The sequence below is a fragment of the Streptomyces sp. A01 genome (assembly GCF_059026195.1).
This window is the reverse complement of record NZ_JBWLKN010000013.1, coordinates 1-26,045: the sequence shown is the minus strand read 5'-3', so window position 1 is coordinate 26,045 and position 26,045 is coordinate 1. Positions and strand designations below refer to the sequence as shown.

25 protein-coding genes are annotated in these 26,045 nt (G+C 72.5%); 12 read left to right on the top strand and 13 right to left on the bottom strand.

All coding sequences use genetic code 11. The features are described 5' to 3' along the window. Positions 1–93: 93 nt before the first annotated feature. The 4 genes from AC5P1B_RS18920 to AC5P1B_RS18905 form a co-directional block, all read right to left on the bottom strand. Positions 94–972: an ABC transporter permease gene (locus AC5P1B_RS18920; protein WP_493888469.1), complete on the bottom strand. Its 879-nt coding sequence runs from the start codon at positions 970–972 to the stop codon at positions 94–96. Next, positions 969–2,024: an ABC transporter permease gene (locus tag AC5P1B_RS18915; RefSeq protein ID WP_493888468.1), complete on the bottom strand. Its 1,056-nt coding sequence runs from the start codon at positions 2,022–2,024 to the stop codon at positions 969–971. The genes AC5P1B_RS18920 and AC5P1B_RS18915 overlap by 4 nt, the downstream gene beginning before the upstream one ends. Then, complete coding sequence (locus tag AC5P1B_RS18910) at positions 2,009–3,559, bottom strand: ABC transporter substrate-binding protein (protein WP_493888467.1); 1,551 nt, start codon at positions 3,557–3,559, stop codon at positions 2,009–2,011. The genes AC5P1B_RS18915 and AC5P1B_RS18910 overlap by 16 nt, the downstream gene beginning before the upstream one ends. Before the next feature lie 307 nt (positions 3,560–3,866). Next, on the bottom strand, positions 3,867–5,558 hold the full coding sequence (locus tag AC5P1B_RS18905; protein ID WP_493888466.1) for a helix-turn-helix domain-containing protein: 1,692 nt from the start codon (positions 5,556–5,558) through the stop codon (positions 3,867–3,869). A gap of 149 nt (positions 5,559–5,707) precedes the next feature. Between AC5P1B_RS18905 and AC5P1B_RS18900 the strand changes: the two genes are divergently transcribed. Continuing rightward, the gene (locus AC5P1B_RS18900; protein ID WP_493888465.1) at positions 5,708–6,562 is read left to right on the top strand and encodes an isocitrate lyase/PEP mutase family protein; all 855 of its coding nucleotides are present in this window, start codon (positions 5,708–5,710) and stop codon (positions 6,560–6,562) included. Here AC5P1B_RS18900 and AC5P1B_RS18895 read toward each other — a convergent pair. After that, positions 6,523–7,608: a PP2C family protein-serine/threonine phosphatase gene (locus tag AC5P1B_RS18895; protein WP_493888464.1), complete on the bottom strand. Its 1,086-nt coding sequence runs from the start codon at positions 7,606–7,608 to the stop codon at positions 6,523–6,525. The genes AC5P1B_RS18900 and AC5P1B_RS18895 overlap by 40 nt on opposite strands. A gap of 4 nt (positions 7,609–7,612) precedes the next feature. Then, positions 7,613–8,026 (bottom strand): spore wall synthesis regulator SsgD, encoded by a 414-nt coding sequence (gene ssgD / locus AC5P1B_RS18890; RefSeq protein WP_493888463.1) that lies wholly within the window; start codon positions 8,024–8,026, stop codon positions 7,613–7,615. 203 nt (positions 8,027–8,229) lie between these two features. Here ssgD and AC5P1B_RS18885 point away from each other — a divergent pair, with 203 nt between their 5' ends. Continuing rightward, positions 8,230–9,702 (top strand): sigma factor, encoded by a 1,473-nt coding sequence (locus AC5P1B_RS18885; RefSeq protein WP_493888462.1) that lies wholly within the window; start codon positions 8,230–8,232, stop codon positions 9,700–9,702. Positions 9,703–9,746: 44 nt separating this feature from the next. Here AC5P1B_RS18885 and AC5P1B_RS18880 read toward each other — a convergent pair whose 3' ends face one another. Genes AC5P1B_RS18880 through AC5P1B_RS18870 form a run of 3 tightly spaced genes read right to left on the bottom strand, consistent with a single transcriptional unit; the run spans position 9,747 to position 10,763 of the window. Next, positions 9,747–10,166, bottom strand: a complete 420-nt coding sequence (locus tag AC5P1B_RS18880) for a (4Fe-4S)-binding protein (protein WP_493888461.1) — start codon at positions 10,164–10,166, stop codon at positions 9,747–9,749. A 31-nt stretch (positions 10,167–10,197) separates the two neighbouring features. Next, positions 10,198–10,500: a GNAT family N-acetyltransferase gene (locus AC5P1B_RS18875; protein WP_493888460.1), complete on the bottom strand. Its 303-nt coding sequence runs from the start codon at positions 10,498–10,500 to the stop codon at positions 10,198–10,200. Beyond that, positions 10,497–10,763 (bottom strand): DUF2630 family protein, encoded by a 267-nt coding sequence (locus AC5P1B_RS18870; RefSeq protein WP_493888459.1) that lies wholly within the window; start codon positions 10,761–10,763, stop codon positions 10,497–10,499. The genes AC5P1B_RS18875 and AC5P1B_RS18870 overlap by 4 nt, the downstream gene beginning before the upstream one ends. 129 nt (positions 10,764–10,892) lie before the next feature. On the opposite strand from AC5P1B_RS18870, the gene AC5P1B_RS18865 reads away from it, so the two are divergent. Then, entirely contained in the window at positions 10,893–12,023 is a 1,131-nt protein-coding gene (locus AC5P1B_RS18865) for a WD40/YVTN/BNR-like repeat-containing protein (protein ID WP_493888458.1), read from the top strand. Positions 12,024–12,360: 337 nt separating this feature from the next. On the opposite strand, the gene AC5P1B_RS18860 is transcribed toward AC5P1B_RS18865, so the two are convergent. Continuing rightward, a complete protein-coding gene (locus AC5P1B_RS18860; protein WP_493888457.1) occupies positions 12,361–12,660 on the bottom strand; it encodes a YciI family protein in 300 nt (99 codons plus the stop codon). 75 nt (positions 12,661–12,735) lie between these two features. Between AC5P1B_RS18860 and AC5P1B_RS18855 the strand changes: the two genes are divergently transcribed. Beyond that, positions 12,736–13,452, top strand: coding sequence for an endonuclease V (locus AC5P1B_RS18855; protein ID WP_493888456.1), 717 nt, complete (start codon positions 12,736–12,738; stop codon positions 13,450–13,452). Between the two features lie 47 nt (positions 13,453–13,499). Next, positions 13,500–13,664, top strand: coding sequence for a hypothetical protein (locus tag AC5P1B_RS18850; RefSeq protein WP_493888455.1), 165 nt, complete (start codon positions 13,500–13,502; stop codon positions 13,662–13,664). Positions 13,665–13,677: 13 nt separating this feature from the next. On the opposite strand, the gene AC5P1B_RS18845 is transcribed toward AC5P1B_RS18850, so the two are convergent. Then, the gene (locus AC5P1B_RS18845; protein WP_493888454.1) at positions 13,678–14,220 is read right to left on the bottom strand and encodes a DUF1203 domain-containing protein; all 543 of its coding nucleotides are present in this window, start codon (positions 14,218–14,220) and stop codon (positions 13,678–13,680) included. A gap of 98 nt (positions 14,221–14,318) precedes the next feature. Further along, positions 14,319–15,512: a saccharopine dehydrogenase family protein gene (locus AC5P1B_RS18840; protein ID WP_493888453.1), complete on the bottom strand. Its 1,194-nt coding sequence runs from the start codon at positions 15,510–15,512 to the stop codon at positions 14,319–14,321. A gap of 278 nt (positions 15,513–15,790) precedes the next feature. Between AC5P1B_RS18840 and AC5P1B_RS18835 the strand changes: the two genes are divergently transcribed. The 7 genes from AC5P1B_RS18835 to AC5P1B_RS18805 all read left to right on the top strand — a co-directional run bounded on the left by AC5P1B_RS18835 (position 15,791) and on the right by AC5P1B_RS18805 (position 24,985). Then, positions 15,791–16,729: a dihydrodipicolinate synthase family protein gene (locus AC5P1B_RS18835; RefSeq protein WP_493888452.1), complete on the top strand. Its 939-nt coding sequence runs from the start codon at positions 15,791–15,793 to the stop codon at positions 16,727–16,729. Then, positions 16,726–18,261 carry a sialate:H+ symport family MFS transporter gene (locus tag AC5P1B_RS18830; protein WP_493888451.1) on the top strand — a complete coding sequence of 512 codons (1,536 nt, stop codon included), beginning with the start codon at positions 16,726–16,728 and terminating at the stop codon, positions 18,259–18,261. Before AC5P1B_RS18835 ends, AC5P1B_RS18830 begins: the two co-directional genes overlap by 4 nt. Positions 18,262–18,319: 58 nt before the next feature. Next, positions 18,320–18,721 (top strand): MmcQ/YjbR family DNA-binding protein, encoded by a 402-nt coding sequence (locus tag AC5P1B_RS18825; RefSeq protein WP_493888450.1) that lies wholly within the window; start codon positions 18,320–18,322, stop codon positions 18,719–18,721. Positions 18,722–18,994: 273 nt separating this feature from the next. Further along, the gene (locus AC5P1B_RS18820; RefSeq protein WP_493888449.1) at positions 18,995–20,125 is read left to right on the top strand and encodes a CaiB/BaiF CoA transferase family protein; all 1,131 of its coding nucleotides are present in this window, start codon (positions 18,995–18,997) and stop codon (positions 20,123–20,125) included. A 72-nt stretch (positions 20,126–20,197) separates the two neighbouring features. Continuing rightward, positions 20,198–21,340, top strand: coding sequence for an acyl-CoA dehydrogenase family protein (locus tag AC5P1B_RS18815; protein ID WP_493888448.1), 1,143 nt, complete (start codon positions 20,198–20,200; stop codon positions 21,338–21,340). 58 nt (positions 21,341–21,398) lie between these two features. After that, positions 21,399–22,613, top strand: coding sequence for an acetyl-CoA C-acetyltransferase (locus AC5P1B_RS18810; RefSeq protein ID WP_493888447.1), 1,215 nt, complete (start codon positions 21,399–21,401; stop codon positions 22,611–22,613). 188 nt (positions 22,614–22,801) lie between these two features. Then, a complete protein-coding gene (locus AC5P1B_RS18805) occupies positions 22,802–24,985 on the top strand; it encodes a 3-hydroxyacyl-CoA dehydrogenase NAD-binding domain-containing protein (protein WP_493888446.1) in 2,184 nt (727 codons plus the stop codon). Between the two features lie 78 nt (positions 24,986–25,063). Here the strand turns inward: AC5P1B_RS18805 and AC5P1B_RS18800 are convergent, their stop codons facing one another. Continuing rightward, entirely contained in the window at positions 25,064–25,813 is a 750-nt protein-coding gene (locus AC5P1B_RS18800) for a MerR family transcriptional regulator (protein ID WP_493888445.1), read from the bottom strand. Positions 25,814–26,045: the final 232 nt, after the last annotated feature.

The following is a 26,045-nucleotide window of genomic DNA, read 5'->3' as shown; positions in this document are numbered from 1 at the left end:
AGTCCGGCGACGGGGCAGGCTCAGGAGACGGCGCAGTGGGCCGGGGCGCGCCGGAGGGGGGCGCTGTCTCGGACTGCCAGCGCGGGTTGTGGGTCATAGCGCGGTCACCGCCTTCCGGCCGGTCTGCGGGGCGAGGGCGGCGGCGGCCAGGTTGACGCTCATGGCGAGCAGCCCGATGGCGATGCTGGGGGCGACGACCGACCAGGGGTTGAGCACGATGCCCGCCGAGTTCTCGCGGATCATCAGGGCCCAGTCGGCCGTTGGTGGTTGCGGGCCCACCTGGAGGAAGCCCGCGGTGGCCACGATGTACACGGCGGCGACGAACCGCAGCCCGAACAGGGCCAGCAAGGTGGCGCGCAAGTTCGGCAGCACCTCGCGGACGACCAGATGCCACAGGCTTTCGCCGCCCGCCGTCGCGGCCTCGATATAGCCCGAGGACGCGATGGGGGCGGCCGCGCCCGCCGTCAGCCGCACCGCGTACGGCACGCCCATCACGACGGCGGCGGTGATCACAGCGAGCCGGTCGCCGTCCGGCCAGGAGAGCGAGATCAGCAGGATGCCGAGCACGGCGGGCAGCAGCATCAGGACGTCGGCGGCCCGTTCCACGAACCGGCCGACGCTCGGCCGCAGGGCGCTGACCGCGCCCAGCACGGCGGCCAGGCCGGTGACGAGCACGGCCACCACCAGGGAGGTGCCGATCAGTTGCCGCCCCCCGGCGAGCAGCCGGGTCAGCACGTCGCGGCCGAGCTGGTCGCCGCCCAGTGGGGCGTCGGCGCTCGGCTCGGCGTACGGGGCGGTGAGGGGCGCGTCCACGGCGTGCGGCGCCAGCCACGGCCCGGCCACCGCGAGGGTGACCAGCAGCAGCGCGGGCAGCGTACGCAGCGCGATACCGGCGCGGCCGGGACGCCTGACGCGGCCGGGGTGTTCGGGCTGTTCGGGGCGGTCCGTGGAAGCCCGTACTGGGGATGTCATACGCGCCCTCCGGACGCCTTGGCCCGTACCAGGTCGGCCAGCAGGAGCACACCGCTGATGACCGCGCCGGTCAGTGTCACGACACCGGCGATGACGGGGCTGTCCCGGTCGGTGACGGCGCCGGAGAGCACCGTGCCGACCCCCGGGTAATTGAAGATCGTCTCGACCACGACGGCGCCACCGAGCAGCATTCCGGTCGAGGTCGCCGCGCCCGCGGCGATGGCGGGCAGCGCTCCCGGCAGCAGATGGTGGGTCAGCACCCGGTGTCTGGGCAGCCCGTCGATGATCGCGGCTTCCACATGCGGGGCCTTGGCCTCGTCGGCGAGGGTGGCGCGGACGATGCGCGTGTTCCAGCCGATCTGGGGGATGGCCAGGGCCAGGACCGGCAGGATCAGCATGTCCCAGGAGGCGGGGGAGCCGGAGGCGTCGGTGAGGGTGACGGCGGGCAGCCAGCCCGTCCACTGCGAGAACACGAGCACGAGCGCGACGGCCACGACGAACTCGGGCAGCGCCAGCACCGCCGTCGCCGTCCCGGAGACGGCCCGGTCCACGAGGCCGCCGGGCCGCAGCGCCGCCCAGCACCCCAGCGCCAGCGACACCGCGACCGTCAGCAGCAGTGCGAGGCCGCCGAGCAGCAGCGTGTTGGGGAACGGGCCGCTCAGCAGCGAGCTGACCGGCTCACCGCGCGCCGAGGTGCCCAGATCGCCGGTGGGCAGCGCGGCCATCCAGTCGGCGAAGCGTTCGAGGACGGGCCGGTCCAGGCCGAGGAGCGCGCGCCGCGCGTCGATGTCAGCGGCGCTCTCGCCGCGTTCGGACGTGGCGGTCGCCGCGTCGCCCGGCAGGAGTTCGACGGCGGCGAAGACGAGGGCGAGAAGCACGGCGAGCAGCAGCGCGCGCCGGGCCAGGAGCCCGGCCAGGCGCAGCAGCGCGGCGGCGGCCCGTGCGCCGGGCCGCCGCTCCGCGGTCGCGGGATCGGCTGCGGGACCGCTCGCGGGCGAGCGGTCCCCGCCTGCTGCGGACCGCTTCGCCGTGTCCCTCAGCGCGCCAGCCACGTGTGCTCAAGCTGGACGCGACCGTAACCGGGCATCTTGGGAAGGCCGCGCACGGCCGCGGCGGCGAGGTCGATACCGTCTGCCACGCCCCACAGCAGGTAACCGGACTTCTCGTGCTGGATCTTCTGGAGCTCACGCAGCAGGGACTTGCGTTCGCTCGCGTCGGCGGTACGCATCGCCTTGCGGTACGCGGCGTCGAACGTGGAGTCCTTCCAGCCCGCCTCGTTCTGCGCGGAGTCGGAGGACAGCGTCTTGCTGGCGAAGAACACCACGGAGTCGTTGGTGCCCCAGTACGTGGTGTAGAGGTCGCCCTTGAGCCAGGTCTTGTCGTAGAAGACGGCGGATTCCCGCTTGACCACCTTCACCTTGACCCCGGCCTCGCGGACCTGGGTGGCGAAGAGGGTGGCGGCCTCGGCGAGTGCGGGGACGTCCTCGGTGGTGACGAGTTCGTACGTCTTGGAGAGGTCGAAACCGGCCTCCCGCAGGAGCTTCTTGGCCTTGTCGAGGTCGCGTACGCGCTGGGGTATGGACCGGTCGTAGGCGGGGTCGCCGGTGCCCATGACGTCGTTGCCGACCTTGCCGTACCCGGACAGCGCCTGCTTGACCATGGCGTCACGGTCGACGGCGAGCCGCATCGCCTCACGCACCCGGGCGTCGGCGAACGGGCCGTCGGCCGCGCGCATCACGATGGGCATCGCCATGTCGTCGGGGCGCCGGATGACCTGGATGTCCTGGCGCTTCTCAGCGGTGCGGGCGGAGACGGCGCCGACATTGGAAGCGAGGTCGATCTGGCCCGACAGCAGCGCGTTGGACATCGCCTGCGGGCTCTCGAAGAGCCGTACCTCGACGGCGTCGAGCATCACCTCGCCGCCGTGCCACTTGTCGTTGCGCACCAGGCGGGCGTTGCCGCCGCGGAACCACGCGAGCTTGAACGGGCCGGTGCCCGGGCTCTTGTGGATCTCCTTCTCCGGGGTGCCCTTCTTCAGGATGAACGTGGACAGCCGCAGGAGCTGGGGAAGCTCGGCGTTGGGATAGTCGGAGACGAGGATGACGCCGTTGTCGTCCAGCGGTTTGATGTTCTCGGGCTTGATGCCAGGGAGACGGGAGGCGCCCGACGGGGTGCCGCGCAGCCGCCGCAGCGACCAGACCAGATCCTCGGCGGTGACCGGGGACCCGTCGTGGAACGTGGCGTCCTTGGCGACCGTCAGGCGCCAGGTCTTGAGGTCCTTCGACGCCTTCCAGTCCGCGGCGAGGCGCGGCGCGGTGTTGGTCTTCTCGCCGGGCGCGGTGAGAGTGTCGTAGAGCAGGCTGATGATGAGGTAGTCGCTCTCATTGGCCTGTACGCCGTGCGGGTCGCGTGTGATGGCCGAGGAGCGGCCGAGCGCACCGACCTTCAAGGTGCCGCCCTTGCGGGGTTTTTCGGATGAATTGGACTGGGCACCGGATTTCTTGTCGTTGCCTCCGCACGCGCCGAGCAGGGTGGTCGCCCCCAATGCGCCTGTGGCCCAGAGGAGTTGCCTTCTCGTCGCGTTCACGCTGACCCCGATCCGCTGTGTGTTCCGACTGTCCAGATGCGCGACGAACATTAAGTAAGGCTTGCCTAATAACGCAAGCCGCGCCCCGCTCAGGAGCTTGTGATCGTGGTCGCAGTCGACGTCGCGGTGGAATGCGCGTACCCCGGGAAGGTGTAATGCGCGCCGCGTGCGCGCGATGAGGGTGGGCGATATGCGTACGACCGCTCGAATGTCCGCCGCGCGCATTGCCGTACATGGCTAAACGTGGCCGCGAATGGCTGCTCATGGCTGGAGGTGGCTGTAGATGAGCGAGCGGAGTGCCTCCCGCTCAGGAGTCGCCGGTCACCCAGCCCCCGTCGGCCGCCCAGTAGCCGTAGTCCGGCCGTCCCTTGACCCCACTCGTACGGAACGGCTTGCCGCCGTCGTCGATCCGCACCGTGCCCTTACGGCCGCCGCTGGCCCAGTCGAGCTCCAGATACCAGCTGCAATCGCATTTCACCGTACGGGCGTTGACGCGCAGCACCTCGGGATCGGTGGCGGAGACCCGGTACGGGAAGCGCACGGCGGGCAGAGGCTTCTCGCCGTCGTGGCCGTCGGTGGGCTGGGCCAGCGGGCGGGCGGCGTCGAGGTTGACGGAGAAGGCGCGCGGGGTGAGCGAACCGCCGCACCCGTTGTCCATGGCGAAGGACGACCAGGCCAGCGGGGCCCCGCGCCCCACGACCCGTACGTGCAGCGCGCGCAGCACCACCGCACGCGATGACCGGCCCTCCACCGTCACCTCGACGTTCGTCGTACCGCCGTGCACCGCGCGATGCGCTCCGGCCCAGCCGGGCGCGTCCTGTTCGACGGGCGGCGGGGCGACATCGGAGGGCGGCCGGTTGATGAGGTACCGGTGGTCGCAGCCGTTCTCCCAGACATGCGAACGGGTGCTGACGGAGACGGGGACAGCGCTGTCGCCACCCGTGTCCTTGGGCGGCCCGTCGCCATCAGGCCCGGCCGACGCGCCAGGGCCGCGCGCCCCACCGGACGGTGCCCCGTTCTCCCGCTTCTCGCCCGGCCTCGGCTCCTTTTTGCCTTCCTTGTCTTCCTTCTCTTCCCCGTTCTTCTCCCTGGCCTTCTCCTCGCCCTTCTCTCCCAGCGGGTCCTTGTGGTGCGGGCCCGCTGTCGCCGACGTACCGGGCGAGGGGTCCGTCCCGGGGCGCGCGGCCGCGCGCTTGTCGCTGCCGTCGCCGGACGACGAGGACTGCGCGGCCGCCACACCTATGGCGGTCGCGGCAAGCACCGAGGCGACGGCCGCCCACACCGCTACGCGACGCTCGCGCCCCTGCCACGGGGCGCGCCCCTGGCTCCACGCGCCCCACCGGAGGCGCGGCTGCGACGGCGGCCATCCGGCCTGGCGGTGGTGCTGGTCCCGGCTGGTGCTGGTGCTGGTGCTGGTGTTGGTGCTGGTGCTGGTGGTTGTGCCCGTGCGGACGCGGTCGCCGTTGCTGTCGCTGTCGCTTTCGGCTTCGGTGCCGGTGCCAGTTTCCGTTTCCGTGTCCGTGTCCGCGTCGGTGGCTTGGGCCGGGCTCGGGCGTGTGGTCGCGCCGCGGGCCGAACCAGAGCGGCGGGCCGCGTCCGCGAGAATCCAGCGGCGGTGCAGCTCGACCAGTTCCTCGGAGTTCGCCGCGCAGAGCCGGGCCAGTCGTTCCACTGGTGCGTAGTCCGCGGGTACGGCGTCGCCGTTGCAGTAGCGGTGCAGTGTCGACGTGCTGACATGCAATCGCCCGGCCAGTACTCCGTAGCTCCGTCCTGACCGTTCCTTCAGCATCCGCAGAAACTCCGCGAACTTCTCGATCTCGGTCGCGCTCCCCACCCCGCGCCCCCCTGTTCCCGTGCTCTGATCGGCCCGGTCGTCCCGCGCCCCGTAGCGGGCGCGTGCGGTCCCGGGGCCTGCCCTCTCCCAAGTCGGCGTACGGACGGGCCCTTGACGGTCCTCGCTTCGTACGCCGCCGACATGGGAGCGGCGGCTGATACTCATGCTGACACCCAAGGTGACCGACATAGCGCCGCGACGGTTGCGGTGAGAACACGGCGAATCAGCCGCGGAGCACTGGCAAGACTCTGCCCCACCACTGTGATGTCGGAAAACCGCCAGCCCCTGTCGTGGCGGGCTGATGGAATCGGCCCATGAGCGACAACCGTGAGACGACAGCGCTGGCCGAGCGGGCCAGGATCTTCCGTGACCTGCACACGGGCGGCCGGGTGCTGACCCTGCCCAACGCGTGGGACACCGCCAGCGCGCGGATCATCGAGAGCGCCGGGGCCAGTGCCGTGGCCACCACCAGTGCGGGCGTCGGCTGGGGACTGGGGTCGGCCGACGGCGAAGGGCTGGCCAGGAGCGAGGCGCTGGACCTCGTCGCCCGGGTCGTCGCCTCGGTCGACGTGCCGGTGACGGCCGATATCGAGTGCGGTTACGCGGACGACCCCGAGGGTGTCGCCGAGACGATCCGTGGCGTACTCGCCGCCGGGGCGGTCGGGGTGAACCTGGAGGACGCGTACTACGGCGGCGCCTCCCCGGTGCGTACGGCGAAGGAACACGCGGAGCGGATCGCGGCCGCCAGGAGCGCCGCCGACAGCGCGGGGGTGCCGCTGTTCATCAACGCCCGCACCGATCTGTATCTGAAGTCCGTCGGGGACCCCACGGCCCGGCTGGCAGAGACCCTGGACCGGGCGGCGGCCTATGTCGCCGCCGGTGCGGACGGGATCTTCGTGCCGGGCGTCGTCGAACCGGAGACCGTCGCCGCGCTCGTCCAGGGCATCGCCGCCCCGCTCAACGTGATGGCGGGGCCCGGGGCGCCCCCGGTGGAGGAACTGGCCGCACTCGGTGTCGCACGGGTCAGCGTCGGCGCGGGCATAGCCCAGGCTGTCCACGCGCTCACGCGGCGGGCGGCGCACGAACTGCTCACCCACGGCACGTACGACGCGTTCGCCGAAGGACTCGGCTACCCGGAGCTGAACACCCTCTTCGGGCGCCGCCGGTAGCGCGGGCCGGGGCAGCCGGACATCCGGGCGGCGCGCCGGACCGCGACCACGGCCATGTCGTCGGTGAGCGGCGCGCCCGTGTGCCGCAGGACGTCGCGGTGCAGTACGTCGATCAGGTCCGTGGGGGCCGCGCTGCCGAACCTGGCCAGCCGCGCCACCGGGTCGTAGAAGACGCCTTCCGCGTCCCGCGCCTCGGTGACCCCGTCCGTGAACAGCAGCAGCGAGGCGCCCTCGGGGAACGGCACCGTGTCCGTTCCCGCCGGGGGCTCGCCGGGACCGGCGAAGCGGCTCAGCCCCAGCGGCAGGCTCCGCCGCCGTGGCTCCAGCCTCCGCACCCGGCCGGGGAGCAGCATCAGGGGCGCGGGATGGCCGAGGTTGAGCAGGCGTACCGTCTCGCCGTCCGGGTTGATCTCCGCGATCAGCACGGTCGCGAAGTGTTCGTCCGCGAGGTGTTCGTCCGCTTCGGGGCCGAAGCCGGTCGGCCCGGGATGCCCGGCTTCCATGCCGTTCGCGCTCTCCATGCCGTTCGCGGTGTTCATGGTGAATTGACCGTGGCGTACGGGCTGTTCGGGTGCCCCGGGTGGTGCACCGGACGACCGGGGATGAGGCAGGGACTCCGCCGACGCCGTGGACTGGGCCGACAGCGCGGCCTCCAGAACGCTCGCCAGGGCGGGAAGCCGCGGTGTCCGGTCGGCGGCCTGGACGAAGGCTTCCCGCAGTGCGGCCGCCCCCGCGGCGGCCCTCGGGCCCTTGCCGCGTACGTCACCGATCAGCAACCGCGTGCCGAACGGGGTGTGCTGGACGGCGCACACGTCACCGCTGGCACCGCTGACCGAGTCGGCGGGTACGTTGCGGGCCGCCGTGGTGAGGACGGCGGTGGCCGTGCCACCGGCGTCGCGCGCCGGGGTGGGCGTCAGGGGAGCGGGCTGGGTGGCGGACCGGGTGTGCGAACCGGCCGGGGACGTGGCGAGACCGGCGACGGCAGTGTCGTCGCCTGGCCCGGCGCCGGAGCCGGGCGTCGCGCTGGCGGGGCACCGGAGAGTCATCGGCTCAGGCGTCCCGCAGCAGCGCGGCGAGGTCGGCGTCGACGTCCAGCTGGCCGTCCTCGCTGCCCTCGGGGACGAGAGCGTAGGACCGGCTGAGGAACTCGCGGAGGTCGGCGGTGTTCAGCTGCACCATCGCCATGCCCTCCAGCGCGTGCAGCTCCAGCACGGTCCGCTCCGGACCGCAGGGCCACAGATGGACGTCGCCGCTGCCCGCCGAGCCACGCAAGCCGGCCTCCAGCAGCTCGCGCCCGAACGTCCACTCCACCTCCATCCCGTCGAGGGACGCCATAGGAGGGAACGAGACGTGGATCGCGAACGGGTCCCTCGCCTCGTACCGCAGATGCGCGGCGATCGCGCGGGCCTTCGGCGCGGCCGCGATGAGCCGGGCCTCGACGGCTTGGTCAATGACGGTGGACAACGCCTGCTCCCTTCGTTTGGTGCGGGTCCTTGCCTCTTCGACCCGTTAGACGGCCGGTGCATTACGCCAGTGCACTCAAACCCCGCGTGAGTTGCGTCACGACCCGCGGGTAGTCCCCACATTCGGGTTCTACGCTTACCAACCCCTACGAAGCCCACGAGTCCCCGTCTTATCGCGCGTCACACCCAGAGGTGCCCTCCCACATGTCCGAGACCTCTCCAGTACTGGACACCACCGCCTACACGCGGCTGTACGAACGGGAGCACCCCCGTCTCGTCGCGTACGCGCGCAGCCTGACCAGGAACACCTGGATGGCCGAAGATCTGGTCGCCGAGGCGCACTTCCGCGTCTGGCGCCGACTGCGCGCCGGCCACCGCATCGACAACGTCCCCGCCTACCTGACCACCACCGTCCGCAACCTCTCCACCAGCGGCGGATGGGCCTCCCAGGAGATCCCTCACGACCCCTTGGCGGGCGCTGTCGAGCAGCCGTGGCCCGGCGTGAGCGGCGTGAGCCAGGACCCGTCGCAGCGCGTCGCGTACGTGGATCTGCTCACCCGGGTCATGGGCCGTCTGCCGGAGCGCTGGGTGAAGGCGCTGTGGCTGGCCGAGGCGGAGGACCAGCCGCTGGAGACGGTCGGCCGCCAGCTCGGGACGAACACCGGCGCCACCGCCGTCCTGCTGCACCGGGCCAGGGAAGGCATGCGGCAGGCGTTCCTCAGCGAGCAGCCGGGCAGCCCGGAGAACCCGGCGTGCGCGGCGCACTGGGAGCGGATGCCCGCGCACGTGCGCGGCACCGATTCGCCCCGCCAGGCGGAGACCATCGCGCTGCACGTGGAGGACTGCCCGGACTGCCGGGACCGGCTCGCCGTGCTGGTCCAGGCGAACACCCGGCTGCCCGCGCTCGTCGGGCCCGCGCTGCTGGTGCTGTTCGCGGGTGGCGGCGCGAAGTTCCTGGTGCCGCTGCTCGGCGCCGCCGGGGCGGGTGCCGGCAAGGCGGGGGGTGCCGGTGCCTGGACATCCGTACGGCATCTGCTGCGCGGCCAGGTCAGCCAGGCGGGACCCGTCGGGGCCGCGGTGGCCGGGGCCGGTGTGGTGGCCATCGCCGGAGTGGCGGTCGCCGCGGGGCTGGCGCTCGGCGGTGGTGACGGGGCGGCGTCCCGCCAGCGAGCCGACGCGCCCGCGGCGGCCTCCACCCGCGCACCGGACGCGTCGCGCCCCGCCCCGTCCACCGGCGGCGGGGAGTCCTCACCGGGTGCGACGTCGTCCGCTCCTCCCAGCGCGTCCGCGCCCGCGTCGCCCCGGCCCTCGGCGTCGGCCACCGAGGGCGCTCCGGCGCCGGTGGAGTCGAAGCCCGGCACGGACCCGGAGCCCACGGGGCGGGAGAGCGGGAAGCCGGGCGAGGAGACGCCCCCGGCACCGACGCCCACGCTGCCCCCGACCCCCACCCCCACCGGCATACCGACGCCCACCCAGACGCCCACGCCGACGCCCACCCCCACCGAGACACCCACGCCCACACCTACGCCGACCCCCACCCCCACCCCGACGCCCACGCCCACTCCCACACCGGAGCCGACGGCCTCCTCGCCGACACCGTCGCCGACGGCCGGCACGTCAGGCGGCGGGCGCTGCGAACCGCGGGTCCCGGGCTGGGCTGCCTGCTGGTACCGCTGACGGCCCGGCACCGGCCCGGCACCGGGCCCGGCCGGCCCGCCCGGCTAGTCGCCGGACGCGGTCCCGCAGGCGCCCGCGTGGTCGCAGAACGGCTGGTTGGCGCTCGCGCCGCAGCCGCACAGCACCAGCCGCGTCTCCTGGCGCGGGCCGTCCGGCGTGATGACGCGCACGTCACCGCGCAGCACGAACTGCCCCGTGCGGGTACGGACGACGGAGGTCGGCCGGTCCGGGGCCTCCTCCTGGCCATCGGCCAGGCGGTATTGGAGCGCCCCGGTCGGGCAGCGCCGCACGATCTCGGCGACCAGTTCGGCGGGGGCCCGGTCGGGTTGCGCCCACGGCCGCTTCTCCAGGTCGAAGACCTGCGGCAGACCACGCAGGCATTCCGCGGCGTGCAGGCAGCGCCCCGCCTCGAAGCTCACGGTGGCGACTGCCCCGCGGTACGGCTTTCCGTGTTCGGTGCCCATGGCACTCGGCTCCTCGTCCGCGGTCCTGACGTCAGTCGGAGACCTGGCTGCGGTTCTGGTACGCCATTTCCTGGTACTCCGGATGCCGGGCCATCCAGTTGAGGATGAACGGGCACACCGCCAGCACCCGCAGCTCGTCCGCGCGCGCCGCGTCCAGTGCGGCCCTGGCCAGATCCGCACCGACCCCCTGGCCCTCGTAGGAGGGGTCCACCTCCGTGTGCAGGAAGGCGATCAGGTGCGGGGTGCGGACGTACTGGGCGAATCCGGCGAGTGAGCCGTCCACGTGCGCCTCGTAACGGTGCTCCTCGATCACATCGCGCACCTCGGCGGTCATGACTCGTAGCCCTCCACCTGCGAGGCGGGGCGCACCTGCGCCGCGCCGGGGTCCTCGCCGAACTCGCGCTTCGCGCGGCGCTGGCGCAGCAGATCCCAGCACTGGTCCAGCGCGCGCTCAAGCTCGGCGAGCCGCTCCCGTTCCGTCGGCGCGTCGATCGTTCCGTCGGCGAGCTGGTCCCGGAGGTCCCTCTCGTCGTTCACCATCGCGCTGATGCGTTCCAGAATGCGCCGCTGTCCCGTGGCGTCGTCATGCTCTTCCAAAGGGCACCTCCCAGGTTCCCCCGCACCACTGTAAGAACGGTGCCGCCCGCTCGCTATTCGGTGACAGCTGTTCGGCTGCCGTGCGCCAACCGTGGACGCCGCCCGGCGGATGGGCTAGCTTCCACCGCCATGAGGGGCATGGGGACGACGCGACGGATGATGTCGGCTGGGCTGTGCGGGCTGGTCTTGGCGGCTGTGCTCTCCGCGCCCGCGGGCGCGGAGCCGGGCCACGGCGCGAGGGCCGGGGCGGCGGGGGAGACGGCGGAGGCGCCGCTGGGCTGGCGGCTCACCGAGAGCGGCAGCGACGCCCGCTTCCGGGGGCTGGCCGCCGTCAGTCGCGACACCGCGTGGGTGGCGGGCACCAAGGGCACCGTGCTGCGCACCCGCGACGGGGGACGCGGCTGGCGTGACGTCTCGCCTCCCGGCGCCGGTGGTCTGGAGTTCAGGGACGTCGAGGCGTTCGACGGGCGGCGCGCGGTGGTGTTGGCGATCGGCGAGGGAGAGGCGTCCCGGGTCTTCCGTACGGAGGACGGCGGCGCGAGCTGGACGGAGAGCTTCCGCAACACCGACCCGGCGGCCTTCTACGACTGCATGACGTTCTTCGACGCGCGGCACGGCATCGCGCTGAGCGATCCGGTGGACGGCAAGTACCGCGTCCTCTCCACGGGCGACGGCGGGCGGAGCTGGCGCGTGCTGCCGTCGGCGGGGATGCCCGCCGCGCAGCCGGGGGAGGCCGCGTTCGCCGCCAGTGGCCAGTGCCTGGTCAGCTCGGGCGGCCGGGACGCGTGGATCGCCACCGGCGGCGCCGCCACCGCCCGCGTGCTGCACTCCGCGGACCGTGGCCTGACCTGGTCGGCGACGACCGCTCCCCTCCCGGCCGGTGACCCGGCACGGGGTGTTTTCGCGCTGGCCTTCCGGGACACCCGGCACGGCCTCGCCGTGGGCGGCGACTACCGCTCGGGAGAGACGTCGCCGCTGACGGCGGCGGTCAGCGGCGACGGCGGCGCCTCCTGGGCGCCCGCGCGACGGCAGCCGCCCGCTTACCGCTCGGGTGTGGCATGGCTGCCGCACAGCCGGTCCGCCGCGCTCGCGGTCGGCCCGACAGGCAGCGAGCTGACCACCGACGGCGGCCGCCGCTGGCGGACCTTCGACAAGGGCTCGTACGACACGGTGGCCTGCACCCCCGACCTGAGCTGCTGGGCAGCCGGTGAGAAGGGACGCCTCGCCCGGCTGTCACTGACTCCGACGACGGGCCGGTAGCCGGGCCGTACCGGTCCGCCCGTCCGGGCGGACCGGTACGGCGGCTCGGGGCTGTCCCGCAGCGGCGCAGGGGAGTGCCCCGTGAGGGGCGCGGGGAACTGCGCGACCAGTCAGGACGCACCGGCGGTCCGCGACGCACGGCCAGGGGCTGAGCCTGGGGCTGCCCAGGCCGCCAGCTCCGGGAAAGGCCCCCGCACGCTGCGGCGCAGGGGTGTGCCCCGCTAGGGGCGCGGGGAACTGCGCGATCAGCCACGACGCACCCGCGGCCCGCGACGCACGGACAGGGGCCCCCAGCACGATGCACCGGACACGGCCTACGCGCCCGCTCGCGCGCGGGTCAAGCAGGCAGCGTCTGCTGGTACGCGGCCAGCGCGGGGGCGGTCTTCGTCGCCACGAACTCCGTGACGCGGTACGTGCATACTCCCGCGACCGTGAACGGGTCCGTGGCGACGATCTTCTCGATCTCCGCCCGGTCGTCGCCCACGGCGATGATGACCCCGCCGTCGCGCGGCACCTTCCGCCCGGAGGCGATGAAGACGCCCGCCTCGTAGTGCGTGGTCAGCCAGGCCACATGGTCGGCGAGTACGGCGTCCACACGCTCGATCGGGGCGCTGTAGCTGAGCTCAAGGAGGAACATGGCGCCAGGGTACGCGGGTGATCACCGGGCCCGGCGGGGGGCCGCCTCTCGGGCTCGCTTAGCATGATCAGTGACATGAGCCCCTCCTCCGAACCGCCCGTGGCGCCGCCTGCCGGCTGGCCGACGACCGAAGCCGAAGCGACCGCCGTCCAGGAGGCGTTGCGCGCCCGGGTCGAACGGACCGCCCCGAGCGGCACCGGCCTTCAGCCCGGCGCGCCGGGCGTCGTCGTCGGCGTGGACGTCGCCTACGACGACGGCCGCGACCTCGTCGCTGCCGCCGCCGTGGCGCTCGACGCGCTCACCCTCGCCGTCGTCGAGGAGACCACCGCGGTGGGCAGGGTCTCCTTCCCGTACGTTCCCGGGCTGCTGGCCTTCCGTGAGATCCCCACCGTCCTGGCCGCCCTCGACCGCCTCAGCGAACCCCCGGACCTGGTGGTCTGCGACGGTTACGGACTGGCCCACCCGCGCCGGTTCGGTTTGGCGAGCCACCTCGGGGTGCTCACCGGGCTGCCGACGATCGGTGTTGCGAAGAACCCCTTCACCTTCCGCTACGAGCAGCCGGGCCCGTCCCGGGGTGACGCCGCCCCGCTGTGGGACGGCGACGAGGAAGTGGGCCGGGCGCTGCGGACCCGAAGTGGCGTGAAACCGGTCTTCGTCTCCGTCGGCCACCGGCTGGATCTGGACGCCGCCTGCGCCCACACGCTGCTGCTGACGCCGCGCTACCGGTTGCCGGAGACCACCCGCAGGGCGGACGCGCTGTGCCGCAGGGCGCTGGCCGATACCGGACGGTAATTGCCGGAAGGGAAAAACAAGTTGCCTTTTGTCGATATCTTGAGGGTATGGAAGAGCATGACTACCGGTCGATGAACCGGTCTCGCTGGCAGCGAAGACTGGACCCCGTAGTGGCGACGGTGTTGTTGATCGGCATTGTGTACGGGGCTTTCTGGCTGCTGTGGCAGTTGTGCACGTCCTACGCCGGGGTGGTCAGCAACCTGTGGGACTGATCAGCGGGCCTGCTCAGCCGCCCTGCGCCGCGCGTCGCGTCTCCACGAGGAAGCAGCCGAACTCCACGGCCCGGACATGCACGGCTGCCACGCGGGGGTCGTCGTACAACTGGGCCAGCGCGCCCTCGACGTCGGCGTCCTCGCCTTCGACGAGCCGCCCGCCGAGGATGTCGCCGGACGCCGTGTAGGCGCGCAGCACCCTGCGCTCGCCCCACATCTCGCGCGGAAAGCCTGAGTCGCCGAGTCCGCTCAGCGGCCAGCCACCGCAGTCCTCCCGGTGGATGAAGACCGGGCCCAGCTCCAGATACGGCCCAGGCGTGGCGCCCGTTTCGGCGGCCCAGCGGCGCAGCGGCGCGTACGACACCAGGTATATGGTCTCGCCCGGCTTGCTCCGGCCCATGCAGCAGCGCAGCGGGCTGCCGCCGTCCTCGTCGACCACGGAGCGCGGCGGCTGGCCCGCGTCGTCGAGTTCGCGCAGCGCGGCCACCACCTCCTGCGGGATGGCCCGGATCTCGTACGTCCCGGTGTGCGGCGGGGTCTGTGTGTCGGTGTTCATGCGCACCATGCTGCGCACCGGCCGTCCGGGAAGCTGGCGGGAATCGGACGTCGTTCTCTCCGGGAGAGGCGGGACGCCGATCCGCGCCGACGCCGGGCTCAGCCGGATTCGACCACGCGGAAGACCAGGCCCGCGCGGGTCAGCCGTTCGGTGAGCGCGTCGCCCATCGCTGTGCCGGTCGTCACCTGGCCCGATGTGCGGGGAAGGTCGTCCAGGGCCAGGCACAGGGCCGACTCGGCGAGCATCTTCGCCGTCTCGTCGTAGCCGGGGTCGCCACCGGAGACCTCGGTGACGACCCGGCGTCCGCCGCCCTGGCCGACGAAGCGGACGGTGAACCAGCTCTTCGCGCGCCGCTCCTCGCTCGGGCCTTCGCCGGGCTTGCGGCGGCCCGACAGCCAGGCGCGGGCCGGGGGAATCTGCGCGAGGCCGAGCACGGCGCCGAGGCCGGCGACCCCTGCCACGGCCACCGGCAGATGCCGTACGGCCGCGAAGTGCCGGTAGCGGAAATGCGGCCCGTACCGCTCGGACGCCGCCGCGGAGCGGGCGATGATCCGCGGGTCGATCGTGGGCAGCGGCAGGGCCCAGGCGCGGACGTCCCGGTTGCGGTGCGGCGTGCCGAGCGGGGCGCGCACCGAGCGCCCGGCGGGGCGGCGTTCGACGCGCTGCCTGGCCCTGGCGGCGCGCATCATGCCGCCGGGGCGGGAGGCGGCGGTCAGGGCGGAGGCGAAGGTCCCGCCGGAGAAGGTCGCGTTGCTGCGGACGAAGCCGTCGACGCGCAGCGGCACCCCTTCCGGGAGCAGTCCGACCGTGAAGCGCACCCCGAGGTCGTGCGGGATGGAGTCGAAGCCGCAGGCGTGCACGATGCGGGCGCCGGTGGTGCGGGCGCGCTCGTGGTGGCGCAGGTACATCCGGTCGACGAACTCCGGCTCCCCCGTGAGGTCGGCGTAGTCGGTGCCCGCCTCGGCGCAGGCCGCGACCAGCGGTTCGCCGTAGGTGAGGAACGGGCCGACGGTGGTGGCGACGACGCGCGCGCTGGTGGCGATCTCGCGCAGCGCGGCGGAGTCGGTGATGTCGGCGGTGAGCAGCGGCAGCCCGGCGTGGGACGGGTCGATGGCGGCCAGCCGCGCGCGCAGCTCCCCGAGCCGCCGTTCGCTGCGCCCCGCGAGCGCCCAGCGGAATCCGTCGGGGGCGTGCTCGGCCAGGTAGGCGGCGGTGAGCGCGCCCGCGAAGCCGGTCGCCCCGAACAGCACCAGGTCGTAGGTGCGCTGTGCCCGTTCCGCTGCTCGCGGCATCGCGGTTCCATCCGTGTCGTCGGCCACCCGGTGATCCCGCGCCGCGCGCGGCCGGGGGCCGCCACAGTAGGCAGCTGTTGACGCCGGGTCAATGAGCGACGGGCCGGGCCCGATGGCTTGACAGCCCCCCGACGCTCCGTCACATTCGGGCTCAGATGTAGGACGTCCAACGTCCGGACTGGCCCAATTGTCCCTGATCTGTTCTCTGGCCTCATCCCTCACCCCTCCGCGCCCGTCTCGCAGACCTTCAGCCGGCATCCGCAGAAAGCTGATCCCCGATGCGCCTCCCCGTCCCCCTCAGCGGCGTGATCCCGCCGCTGTGCACCCCCCTCACCCACGCGGGCGACATCGACACCCGCTCCCTGGCCGCACTCACCCACCGGCTGATCGGCGCGGGCGTGCACGGCCTGTTCGCCCTCGGCTCCAGCGGCGAGAGCGTGTACCTCACCGACGCCCAGCGCCGCACCGCCCTGGAAACGGTCGTCGAAGCGGCGGACGGGCGGGTGCCGGTGCTCGCCGGGGTCATCGACATGACGACGGCGCGCGTCCTGGAACAGGCCGCGAGCGCCGCCGCCTGCGGCGCGGACGCACTCGTCGCCACCGCGCCCTTCTACACCCGCACCCACCCCGCCGAGATCTCCGATCACTTCCGCCGGGTGCGCGCGGGCACTGGGCTGCCGCTGTTCGCCTACGACATCCCGGTCGCCGTGCGCACCAAGCTGACCGCGTCCCTTCTGCTGCCGCTCGCCGCCGACGGCACGATCGCCGGGTTCAAGGACAGCAGCGGCGACGACGGCGCCCTGCGCCGCCTGCTGGTCGAGGCCCGCCGCCAGGGGCTGGACACGCGGTTCTCCGTGCTGACCGGCTCCGAACTCTGCGTCGACGGCGCACTGCTGGCCGGAGCGCGGGGCGTCGTGCCCGGCCTGGGCAACGTGGACCCGGACGGCTATGTGCGGCTGTACGCGCACGCCCGCGCGGGCCGCTGGGCCGAGGCCGCCGCCGAGCAGGACCGGCTCGCCGCCTTGTTCGCCATCACCGGCGCCGGTGACCCCGCGGTGATGGGCGCCAGCTCCGCGGGGCTCGGCGGGTTCAAGGCCGCCCTGCGGCTGCTCGGCGTCATCGAGTGCCCGGCCACCGCGGCGCCGCAGGTCCCGCTCGACGACGAGGCGGTCGAACGGGTCCGGCAACTCCTCGAAGACGCCGGGCTGCTGCCGTGAGTGCCCCGGCGAAGGAGCGGACGCGGTGGTACCGCGAGGTGTCGGCGCGGCAGTGGAAGGCGATGTTCGCCGCCTGGGTGGGCTATCTGCTGGACGGGTTCGACTTCGTCCTGATCACCCTTGTCCTGACCGAGATCGCCGACGAGTTCGACCTGAGCACGGTGCAGGCCGCCAGCCTCGTCTCGGGAGCCTTCATCACCCGCTGGCTCGGCGGGGCGCTGCTCGGCGCGTTCGGCGACCGCTACGGCCGCAAGAGCGCGATGATCGCCAGCATTCTGCTGTACTCGCTCGGCACCTTCGCGTGCGGCTTCGCGTGGGGGTACACGAGCCTGTTCGTCGCCCGGCTGCTGATCGGCATGGGGATGGCGGGGGAGTACAGCGCGAGCGCGACGTACGTACTGGAGAGCTGGCCGCCCCGGCTGCGCAACCGCGCCTCGGGGTTCCTGATCTCCGGCTACGCGGGCGGCACGATCATCGCCTCGAAGCTGTACGAATGGGTGGTGCCGAACTGGGGCTGGCGCTGGATGTTCTGGATCGGCGTCCTGCCGGTGCTGGTCGCCCTGTGGGTGCGGCGGTCGCTGCCCGAGGCCGCGGACTGGAGCGCGGAGGTCGGGACCGCGCGGGAGCGGCCGAACCCGTTCGCGCCGCTGTTCGCCGAGCGGGCGCGCGCGTGGCTGAACACCGTGCTCGCGGTCCTCGCCAGTGTCGCGCTGTTCTGTGTGTTCACCCCGGCGGGCGCGGGCCTGGTGTGGCCGCTTTCGGTCCTCGCCGCGGGCTGCCTGATCGCGTTCGCGGTGCAGCTGGGCGGGCGGCGGCGCTGGGTGCTGTACGTGTCGCTGATGGCCACCGTGTTCTGCGCGTTCCTCTACAGCTGGCCGATCCAGGCGCTGCTGCCGACCTACCTCAAGACCGAGATGGGGTACTCGCCGTCGCAGGTCACCGACGTCATGTTCTACGCCGGGTTCGGCACCATGTGCGGCTGCTGGCTGGCGGGGTTCGTCGGCGACTGGCTTGGCACCCGGCGCGCTTACGCGTGGACCTTGACCGCCTCGCTCGGCTTCGTCTTCCCGGTGTTCGCCGTCCAGGAGAGTCTGGTGGGACTCGGAGTGCTGCTGTTCGCCCTGCTCGCGCTCAGCCAGGGCATCTCCGGCATCCTGCCCAAATACATCGCCAGCCACTTCCCGACGGAGAACCGGGCCGCCTCCCTGGGCTTCGTCTACAACGTCGGCGCGCTCGGCGGCGCGGTCGCCCCGGTGCTCGGAGCGCGGCTGGCCGAGGGCATGTCCCTGGGGCGGGCGCTGGCCACGCTGACATCCGGCCTGACGCTGGTGGTGATCGTCCTGGTCGGCTGCAACGTCCCCCAGCGGCTGGCGCGGCTGACCGACCCGGACGCGCCCGACGATCATCTGGTGCCCGCGCCGTTGTCAGTGGCCGGGGCTAGCGTGGAGGCGGCCACGCGGGACGGCGTGCCGGGCGCCGAACCAGGGGCCGGGCCGTGCGACGCGGGCCATGACGCACGGAGCGGCTGCTGACCGGCCGCGTGCCCGTGGCGGTCATCCAGTGCGACGGCGACAGCGATACGGAGGCCCGATGGCAGGTTTGACAGGTTTGACAGGCCCCCTCAAGGTGCGTGAGCGCGTGCGGGCGTTCGCCCTGACCCTGCCGGGCGCGGTGGAGGAGTTCCCCTGGGGCGAGAGCGTCGTGAAGGTCAACAAGAAGATCTTCGTCTTCCTCGGCCTCGACGCGTCCGTGGACGGCGGCGGCGACCGCCCCGCGATCACCGTCAAGCTCAAGGACCCGCAGGCCCATGAGCACGCCATGGCCGCGCCGGGCGCCGAGCCCTGCGGGTACGGGCTGGGCAAGGCGGGATGGGTGATCGTGCCGCTGACCCCGCAGGACGCTCCCGCCGCCGAGCTCCTGTGCGACTGGGTGGAGGAGAGCTACCGCGTCGTGGCGCCGAAGCGGCTGGTCGCGGAGCTGGACGCGAGCTGACCTCCGCCCGGCCCGCCGCCCTCGCCGGTCGCCCCCGAGCCCTCGGCGGGGGCCCCGGCGCGCGTCGTACGGGTGGGGCGCCGCCGCGTGGACCAGGTGCGGGACCCTCCCGGTGAGCCCCCGAACGGAAGAGCCAAGTGGCCGTCCGGTCGGGGGTTTTCGTGCGCTCCCGGCCAGCCGTGGCGGCCGCGGATCTGGGGGTTGTGGAAACTGGAACGTGTTCTTAGCATCAGTGGTGTTACAGCAGTGGTGTCACAACGACGTGGGGGCCGCATGACGGCAGCACAGCAAGGGCCGCTGACCGGGGTGCGCGTCGTCGAGCTCGCGGGCATCGGCCCCGGCCCCTACGCGGCGATGCTCCTCGCCGACCTCGGCGCCGACGTCGTACGCGTCGACCGGCCCGGTGGGCCGAGCATGGCCATCGACCCGGCGCACGACATCACCAACCGGAACAAGCGCTCGGTGACCGTCGACCTGAAATCCACCGGCGGGCCGGGCACCGTGCTCGACCTGGCGGAGCGCGCCGACGTGCTCATCGAGGGCTACCGCCCCGGCGTCGCCGAACGCCTCGGCGTCGGCCCGCAGGAGTGCCTGGCCCGCAACCCGCGGCTGGTCTACGGGCGGATGACCGGCTGGGGCCAGGACGGCCCGCTCGCCCACCGGGCGGGACACGACATCGGCTATATCGCCATCACCGGCGTCCTCGGCATGATCGGTCCTCCCGACGGGCCGCCCGCCATCCCGGCCAACCTCATCGGTGACTACGCGGGCGGCTCGCTCTATCTCGTCATCGGCGTCCTCGCCGCCCTCCAGCACGCCCGCACCCCCGGCGGCGCCGGGCAGGTCGTCGACGCGGCGATCGTGGACGGCACGGCCCATCTGTCCTCCATGATCCACGGCATGATGGCGGCCGGGAGCTGGCAGGACCGCAGGGGCGCCAACCTCCTCGACGGCGGCTGCCCGTTCTACGGCGTGTACGAGACCGCCGACGGCGGCCATATGGCGGTCGGCGCGCTGGAGCCGCAGTTCTACGCCGAGTTCGTCCGGCTCCTCGGCATCGCGGACCAGGCACCCGAGCAGGGGGACCTCGCACGGTGGGCGGAGCTGCGGGCCGCCGTCGCCGCCCGCTTCAAGACCCGTACCCGCGAGGAGTGGACGGCCGTCTTCGCCCCCTCCGACGCCTGCGCCGCGCCCGTGCTGTCGCTGCGCGAGGCACCCTCGCACCCGCACCTCGCGGCCCGCGGCACCTTCACCGAGCACGCGGGGATCGTCCAGCCCGCCCCCGCCCCGCGCTTCTCGGCCACCCAGGGCGACGTACGGCGGCCCCCGGCGCTGCCGGGCGCGCACACCGCCGAGGTGGCCGGGGACTGGGACGTCCCCGCGCTCACCGAGACGGCCGGCTGACCGGCACCACCGCGCACCCGAGACACCCGCCAGGCAGCGAACGGGCATCCGCCCCCAGGAGGAGACACAGACGTGAAGCGCGAGATCTTCACCGCCGACCACGAGGCGTTCCGCGAGACCGTGCGGACGTTCCTGGCCAAGGAGGTGCTGCCGCACTACGAGCGGTGGGAGCGGAACGGCATCGTGGACCGGGAGGCGTGGCTGGCGGCTGGCCGGCAGGGCCTCCTGGGCCTCGCGGTGCCGGAGGAGTACGGGGGCGGCGGCAACGACGACTTCCGCTACAGCGTGGTCCTCGGTGAGGAGTTCACCCGCGCGGGCGCGCCGGGCCTCGCGCTCGGTCTGCACAACGACATCATCGGCCCGTATCTGACCTCGCTCGCCACCGACGAGCAAAAGCGCCGCTGGCTGCCGGGGTTCTGCTCCGGCGAGATCATCACGGCCATCGCCATGACCGAGCCGGGCGCGGGCTCCGACCTCCAGGCCATCCGCACCTCCGCCGAGGACAAGGGCGACCACTGGGTGGTCAACGGGTCCAAGACGTTCATCTCCAACGGCATCCTCGCCGACCTGGTGATCGTCGTGGCCAAGACGACGCCCGAGGGCGGGGCGCGCGGACTGAGCCTGCTGGTCGTCGAGCGCGGCATGGCCGGGTTCGAGCGCGGCCGCAACCTCGACAAGATCGGCCAGAAGTCCCAGGACACCGCCGAGCTGTTCTTCAACGACGTGGTCGTGCCGAAGGAGAACCTGCTGGGCGAGCTGGACGGCGCGTTCATCCACCTGATGACCAACCTCGCCCAGGAGCGGCTGAACATCGCCGTGGCCTCCATCGCCGGAGCCGAGCACGTCCTGGCGACGACGATGAGCTACGTCAAGGAGCGCGAGGCGTTCGGGCGTCCGCTCGCCAAGCTCCAGCACATCCGCTTCGAGATCGCCGAGATGGCCACCGAGTGCGCGGTCACCCGCGCCTTCGTCGACCGCTGCATCGTCGACCACGACAAGGGCGAGCTCGACGCCGCGCACGCCTCGATGGCCAAGTGGTGGGCGAGCGAGCTGCAGAAGCGGGTGACCGACCGCTGCCTCCAGCTGTACGGCGGCTACGGCTACATGACCGAGTACCCCATCGCGCGGGCGTTCACGGACGGCCGCATCCAGACGATCTACGGCGGTACGACCGAGATCATGAAGGAGATCATCGGCCGGTCCCTGCTCTCCTGACCCCTCCCCGGTCTCCGGTGGGAGACCCCCGCCCCGCTCCCTTTGAAAGGCTTCCGACGTGAGCACCGAAGCGTACGTATACGACGCCATCCGCACCCCGCGCGGGCGCGGCAAGGCCAACGGCGCCCTGCACGGCACCAAGCCCATCGACCTGGTCGTCGGCCTGATCCACGAGATCCGCCGCCGCTTCCCCGATCTGGACCCGGCCGCCATCGACGACATCGTGCTCGGTGTCGTCGGCCCGGTCGGCGACCAGGGGTCCGACATCGCGAAGGTCGCCGCCATCGCCGCCGGGCTGCCCGACACCGTCGCCGGTGTCCAGGAGAACCGCTTCTGCGCCTCCGGCCTGGAAGCGGTCAACATGGCGGCGGCGAAGGTGCGTTCCGGCTGGGAGGACCTGGTGCTCGCGGGCGGCGTCGAGTCGATGTCGCGGGTGCCGATGGCCTCCGACGGCGGCGCCTGGTTCGCCGACCCGATGACCAACTACGAGACGGGCTTCGTCCCCCAGGGCATCGGCGCCGACCTCATCGCCACCCTCGGGGGCTTCTCCCGGTACGACGTGGACAGCTTCGCCGCGCTGTCCCAGGACCGGGCGGCCGAGGCGTGGAAGGACGGCCGGTTCGACCGTTCCGTCGTGCCGGTCCGTGACCGCAACGGCCTGGTCGTCCTCGACCGCGACGAGCACCTGCGGCCCGGTACGACGGCCGAGTCGCTGGCGTCCCTCAAGCCGTCCTTCGCCGGGATCGGTGACATGGGCGGCTTCGACGCGGTGGCCCTCCAGAAGTACCACTGGGTCGAGGCCATCGAGCACGTACACCACGCGGGCAACTCCTCCGGCATCGTGGACGGGTCCGCGCTCGTCGCCATCGGCAACCGCGAGGTGGGAGAGCGCTACGGGCTCACGCCGCGCGCCCGCATCGTCTCCGCGGCCGTCTCGGGCGACGACCCGACCATCATGCTCACCGGCCCCGCCCCCGCCTCCCGCAAGGCCCTCGCCAAGGCGGGCCTGACCATCGACGACATCGACCTGGTGGAGATCAACGAGGCGTTCGCCGCGGTCGTGCTGCGCTTCGTCAAGGACATGGGCCTGAGCCTGGACAAGGTCAACGTCAACGGTGGCGCCATCGCGCTCGGCCACCCGCTCGGCGCGACCGGCGCGATGCTGCTCGGCACGCTCATCGACGAGCTGGAGCGGCGCGACCAGCGGTACGGCCTGATCACCCTGTGCGTGGGCGGCGGCATGGGCGCCGCCACGGTGATCGAACGCCTCTGAGTCCGCGCAGTTCCCCGCCGGTCGCGGCCGGCCCCGGCACCGCCGGTCCACGCCGCCGGGCCCGCCACGACGGCGCGCGCCCCGCGTGAACCGGGAAGGCAGCGCCCGCCCAGCGCAGCGGGAGCGGCCGGGAATCCGCCGCGACCGTGTCCCCGCGTCCCCCTCAACATCCTCATGGAGACCTCCAGATGACCGAGAGCAGCACGATCCGCTGGGAGCGGAGCGACGACGGCGTGGTCACCCTCGTCCTCGACGACCCCGACCAGTCCGCGAACACCATGAACGCCGCCTTCAAGGCGTCCCTCGCCACGGTGGCCGACCGGCTTGAGGCCGAGCGCGACACGGTCCGCGGCATCATCGTTACCTCGGCGAAGAAGACCTTCTTCGCGGGCGGCGACCTGCGCGACCTGATCGCCGTCACCCCCGACCAGGCGCAGCAGGTCCTCGAAGCGGGCAGCGACGTCAAGCGCGACCTGCGCCGCATCGAGACCCTGGGCAAGCCCGTCGTCGCCGCGATCAACGGCGCCGCGCTCGGCGGTGGCTACGAGATCGCCCTCGCCTGCCACCACCGGATCGCCCTCGACGCGCCCGGCAGCAAGATCGGCCTGCCGGAGGTCACCCTGGGCCTGCTGCCCGGCGGCGGTGGCGTGGTGCGCACCGTACGCCTGCTCGGCATCACCGACGCGCTGCTGAAGGTGCTGCTCCAGGGCACCCAGTACGCGCCCGCCCGCGCGCTGGAGGCCGGGCTCGTCCACGCGGTCGCCGCCGACCAGGACGAACTGATCGCCAAGGCCCGCGCCTTCATCGACGAGCACCCCGAGTCGCAGCAGCCGTGGGACGTCAAGGGATACAAGATCCCCGGCGGTACGCCCGCGCACCCGAAGTTCGCCGCCAACCTCCCGGCGTTCCCCGCCAACCTCAAGAAGCAGCTGAACGGCGCCCACTACCCGGCTCCGCGCAACATCATGGCCGCCGCGGTCGAAGGCGCGCAGGTCGACTTCGAGACCGCGCAGACCATCGAGGCCAGGTACTTCACGGAGCTGGTCACCGGCCAGATCTCCAAGAACATGACCCAGGCGTTCTTCTTCGACCTCCAGGCCGTCAACTCCGGCGCCAACCGCCCCAAGGACGCCCCGCCGTACACCGTACGCAAGGTCGCCGTGCTCGGCGCGGGCATGATGGGCGCGGGCATCGCGTACTCCTGCGCCAAGGCCGGGATGGAGGTCGTCCTCAAGGACGTCAGCGTCGAGGCCGCCCAGAAGGGCAAGGGCTACTCCGAGAAGCTGTGCGCCAAGGCAGTCTCGCGGGGCCGTACGACGCGGGAGAAGGCGGACGCGCTGCTCGCCCGCATCACCCCGGCCGCCGACCCGCGGGACCTGGCGGGCTGCGACGCGGTGATCGAGGCGGTCTTCGAGGACACCGCGCTCAAGCACAAGGTGTTCCAGGAGATCGAGGGCGTCATCGAGCCGGACGCGCTGCTGTGCTCCAACACCTCGACGCTGCCGATCACCACGCTCGCCGAGGGCGTACGGCGCCCGGTGGACTTCGTGGGCCTGCACTTCTTCTCGCCCGTCGACAAGATGCCCCTGGTGGAGATCATCCGGGGTGAGAAGACCGGCGACGTCGCGCTGGCCCGCGCCTTCGACCTCGTACGGCAGATCAAGAAGACCCCGATCGTCGTGAACGACTCACGTGGCTTCTTCACCTCCCGCGTCATCGGCCACTTCATCAACGAAGGTGTCTCGATGCTCGCCGAGGGCATCCCGGCGAGCACCATCGAGCAGGCCGCGGGCCAGGCGGGCTACCCGGCCAAGGTCCTCGCGCTGATGGACGAGCTGACCCTCACCCTGCCGCGCAAGATCCGCGAGGAGACCAAGCGCGCCGTCGAGGAGGCGGGCGGCGTCTGGGAGACGCACCCGGCGGAGGCCGTCATCGACCGGATGGTCCTGGAGTTCGAGCGCCCAGGCCGCAGTGGCGGCGCCGGGTTCTACGACTACGTGGACGGCAAGCGCGCCGGTCTGTGGCCGGGGCTGCGCGAGCACTTCGGGACCGGCACCGCGTTCACCGAGGGCACCGTCCCGTTCGAGGACCTCAAGGAGCGGATGCTGTTCGCCGAGGCGATCGACACCGTCCGCTGCCTGGAAGAGGGCGTGCTGACGTCGGTCGCCGACGCCAACATCGGCTCCATCTTCGGCATCGGCTTCCCTGCCTGGTCCGGCGGTGTGCTCCAGTACATCAACGGTTACGAGGGCGGCCTGCTCGGCTTCGTGGCCCGCGCGCGGGAACTCGCCGAGCGCTACGGGGAGCGCTTCACGCCGACCGCGCTGCTGCTCGAAAAGGCCGAGAAGGGCGAGAAGTTCAGCGACGCCTGACCCGGCCCCCGGACCCGGCTCGCGCGCCGGGTCCGGGACTCGCCCCTGAAGCCGGAGCAGCCGGAGCGCAGGAGTGGCTCAGCCGTCTTTGAGCCACTCCCGCAGCTCCTGCCTCAGGGACCGCTGGAACGCGGTCACCAGCGCCTGGACCACCATCGGCTGCATATGGGCGGAGAGCGACTTCATCGCGGCGACCCGCTCGGGGTCGGACTCCCGCTCCTGATACGGCTCCCACACCTCGTCCCGGAACAGCCTGCTCAGCTCGCGCGCCGCCGCCTGGGTGTGGTCGAGCACCACCGTACGGGCCGCCAGGATCGACTCCAGCGAGATCGGCACATCGAGCAGCCGCACCCCCAAGTGCAAGATCGCCGGATCGACCTGGAAGACCTCGGGGTCCTCGGTCCTGGCCAGCACGTTCATCGCGGCCAGCCGGTCGATGTCGGCTTCGCTCAGCGGGCGCCCGCAGCGCCGGTCCAGCTGCTCCCGGGTGGCCTCCCCGGCCGCGTCCGGCGTCCATGAGGCGACCAGCGCCCGGTGGATCGCCAGGTCGTGCGCGCTGATGTCCTCCGGCAGCTGCTGGAGGTAGCGCTCGATCGCCGCGAGGGTCATCCCGTGGTGCTGCAACTCCTCGATGAGCGCCAGCCGCGACAGGTGCTCGGGCCCGTACCTGCCCACCCGGCGCGGGCCGATCTGCGGCGGCGGGAGCAGGCCACGGGTGCCGTAGAAACGCACGGTCCGCACGGTCACCCCGGCGCGGGCCGCCAACTCGTCGACGGTCAGCCCAAGACTCCCGGGTTCGTCCGCTTCCGCTGTCACCGGCTGAGTCATCGGCTGCGCCTCACTCCCTGGCCACTCTCGCACCGTGTCTGGCCGGTCTCGGCCTTGTCCGACGCGACACCTGTCCATCAGAGTTCAACAGTATTGCTGTCTCACCGCTCTTGTGAAACCTTCCAGACGCGCAGTCCGTCCGGCATCCGCTCCGCTGTGACCGTTCGCGATAGTTGGCGGATGTCCGCGATAGTTGGCGAGCCGACATCAGAGAGCGATCAACTTACGCAGA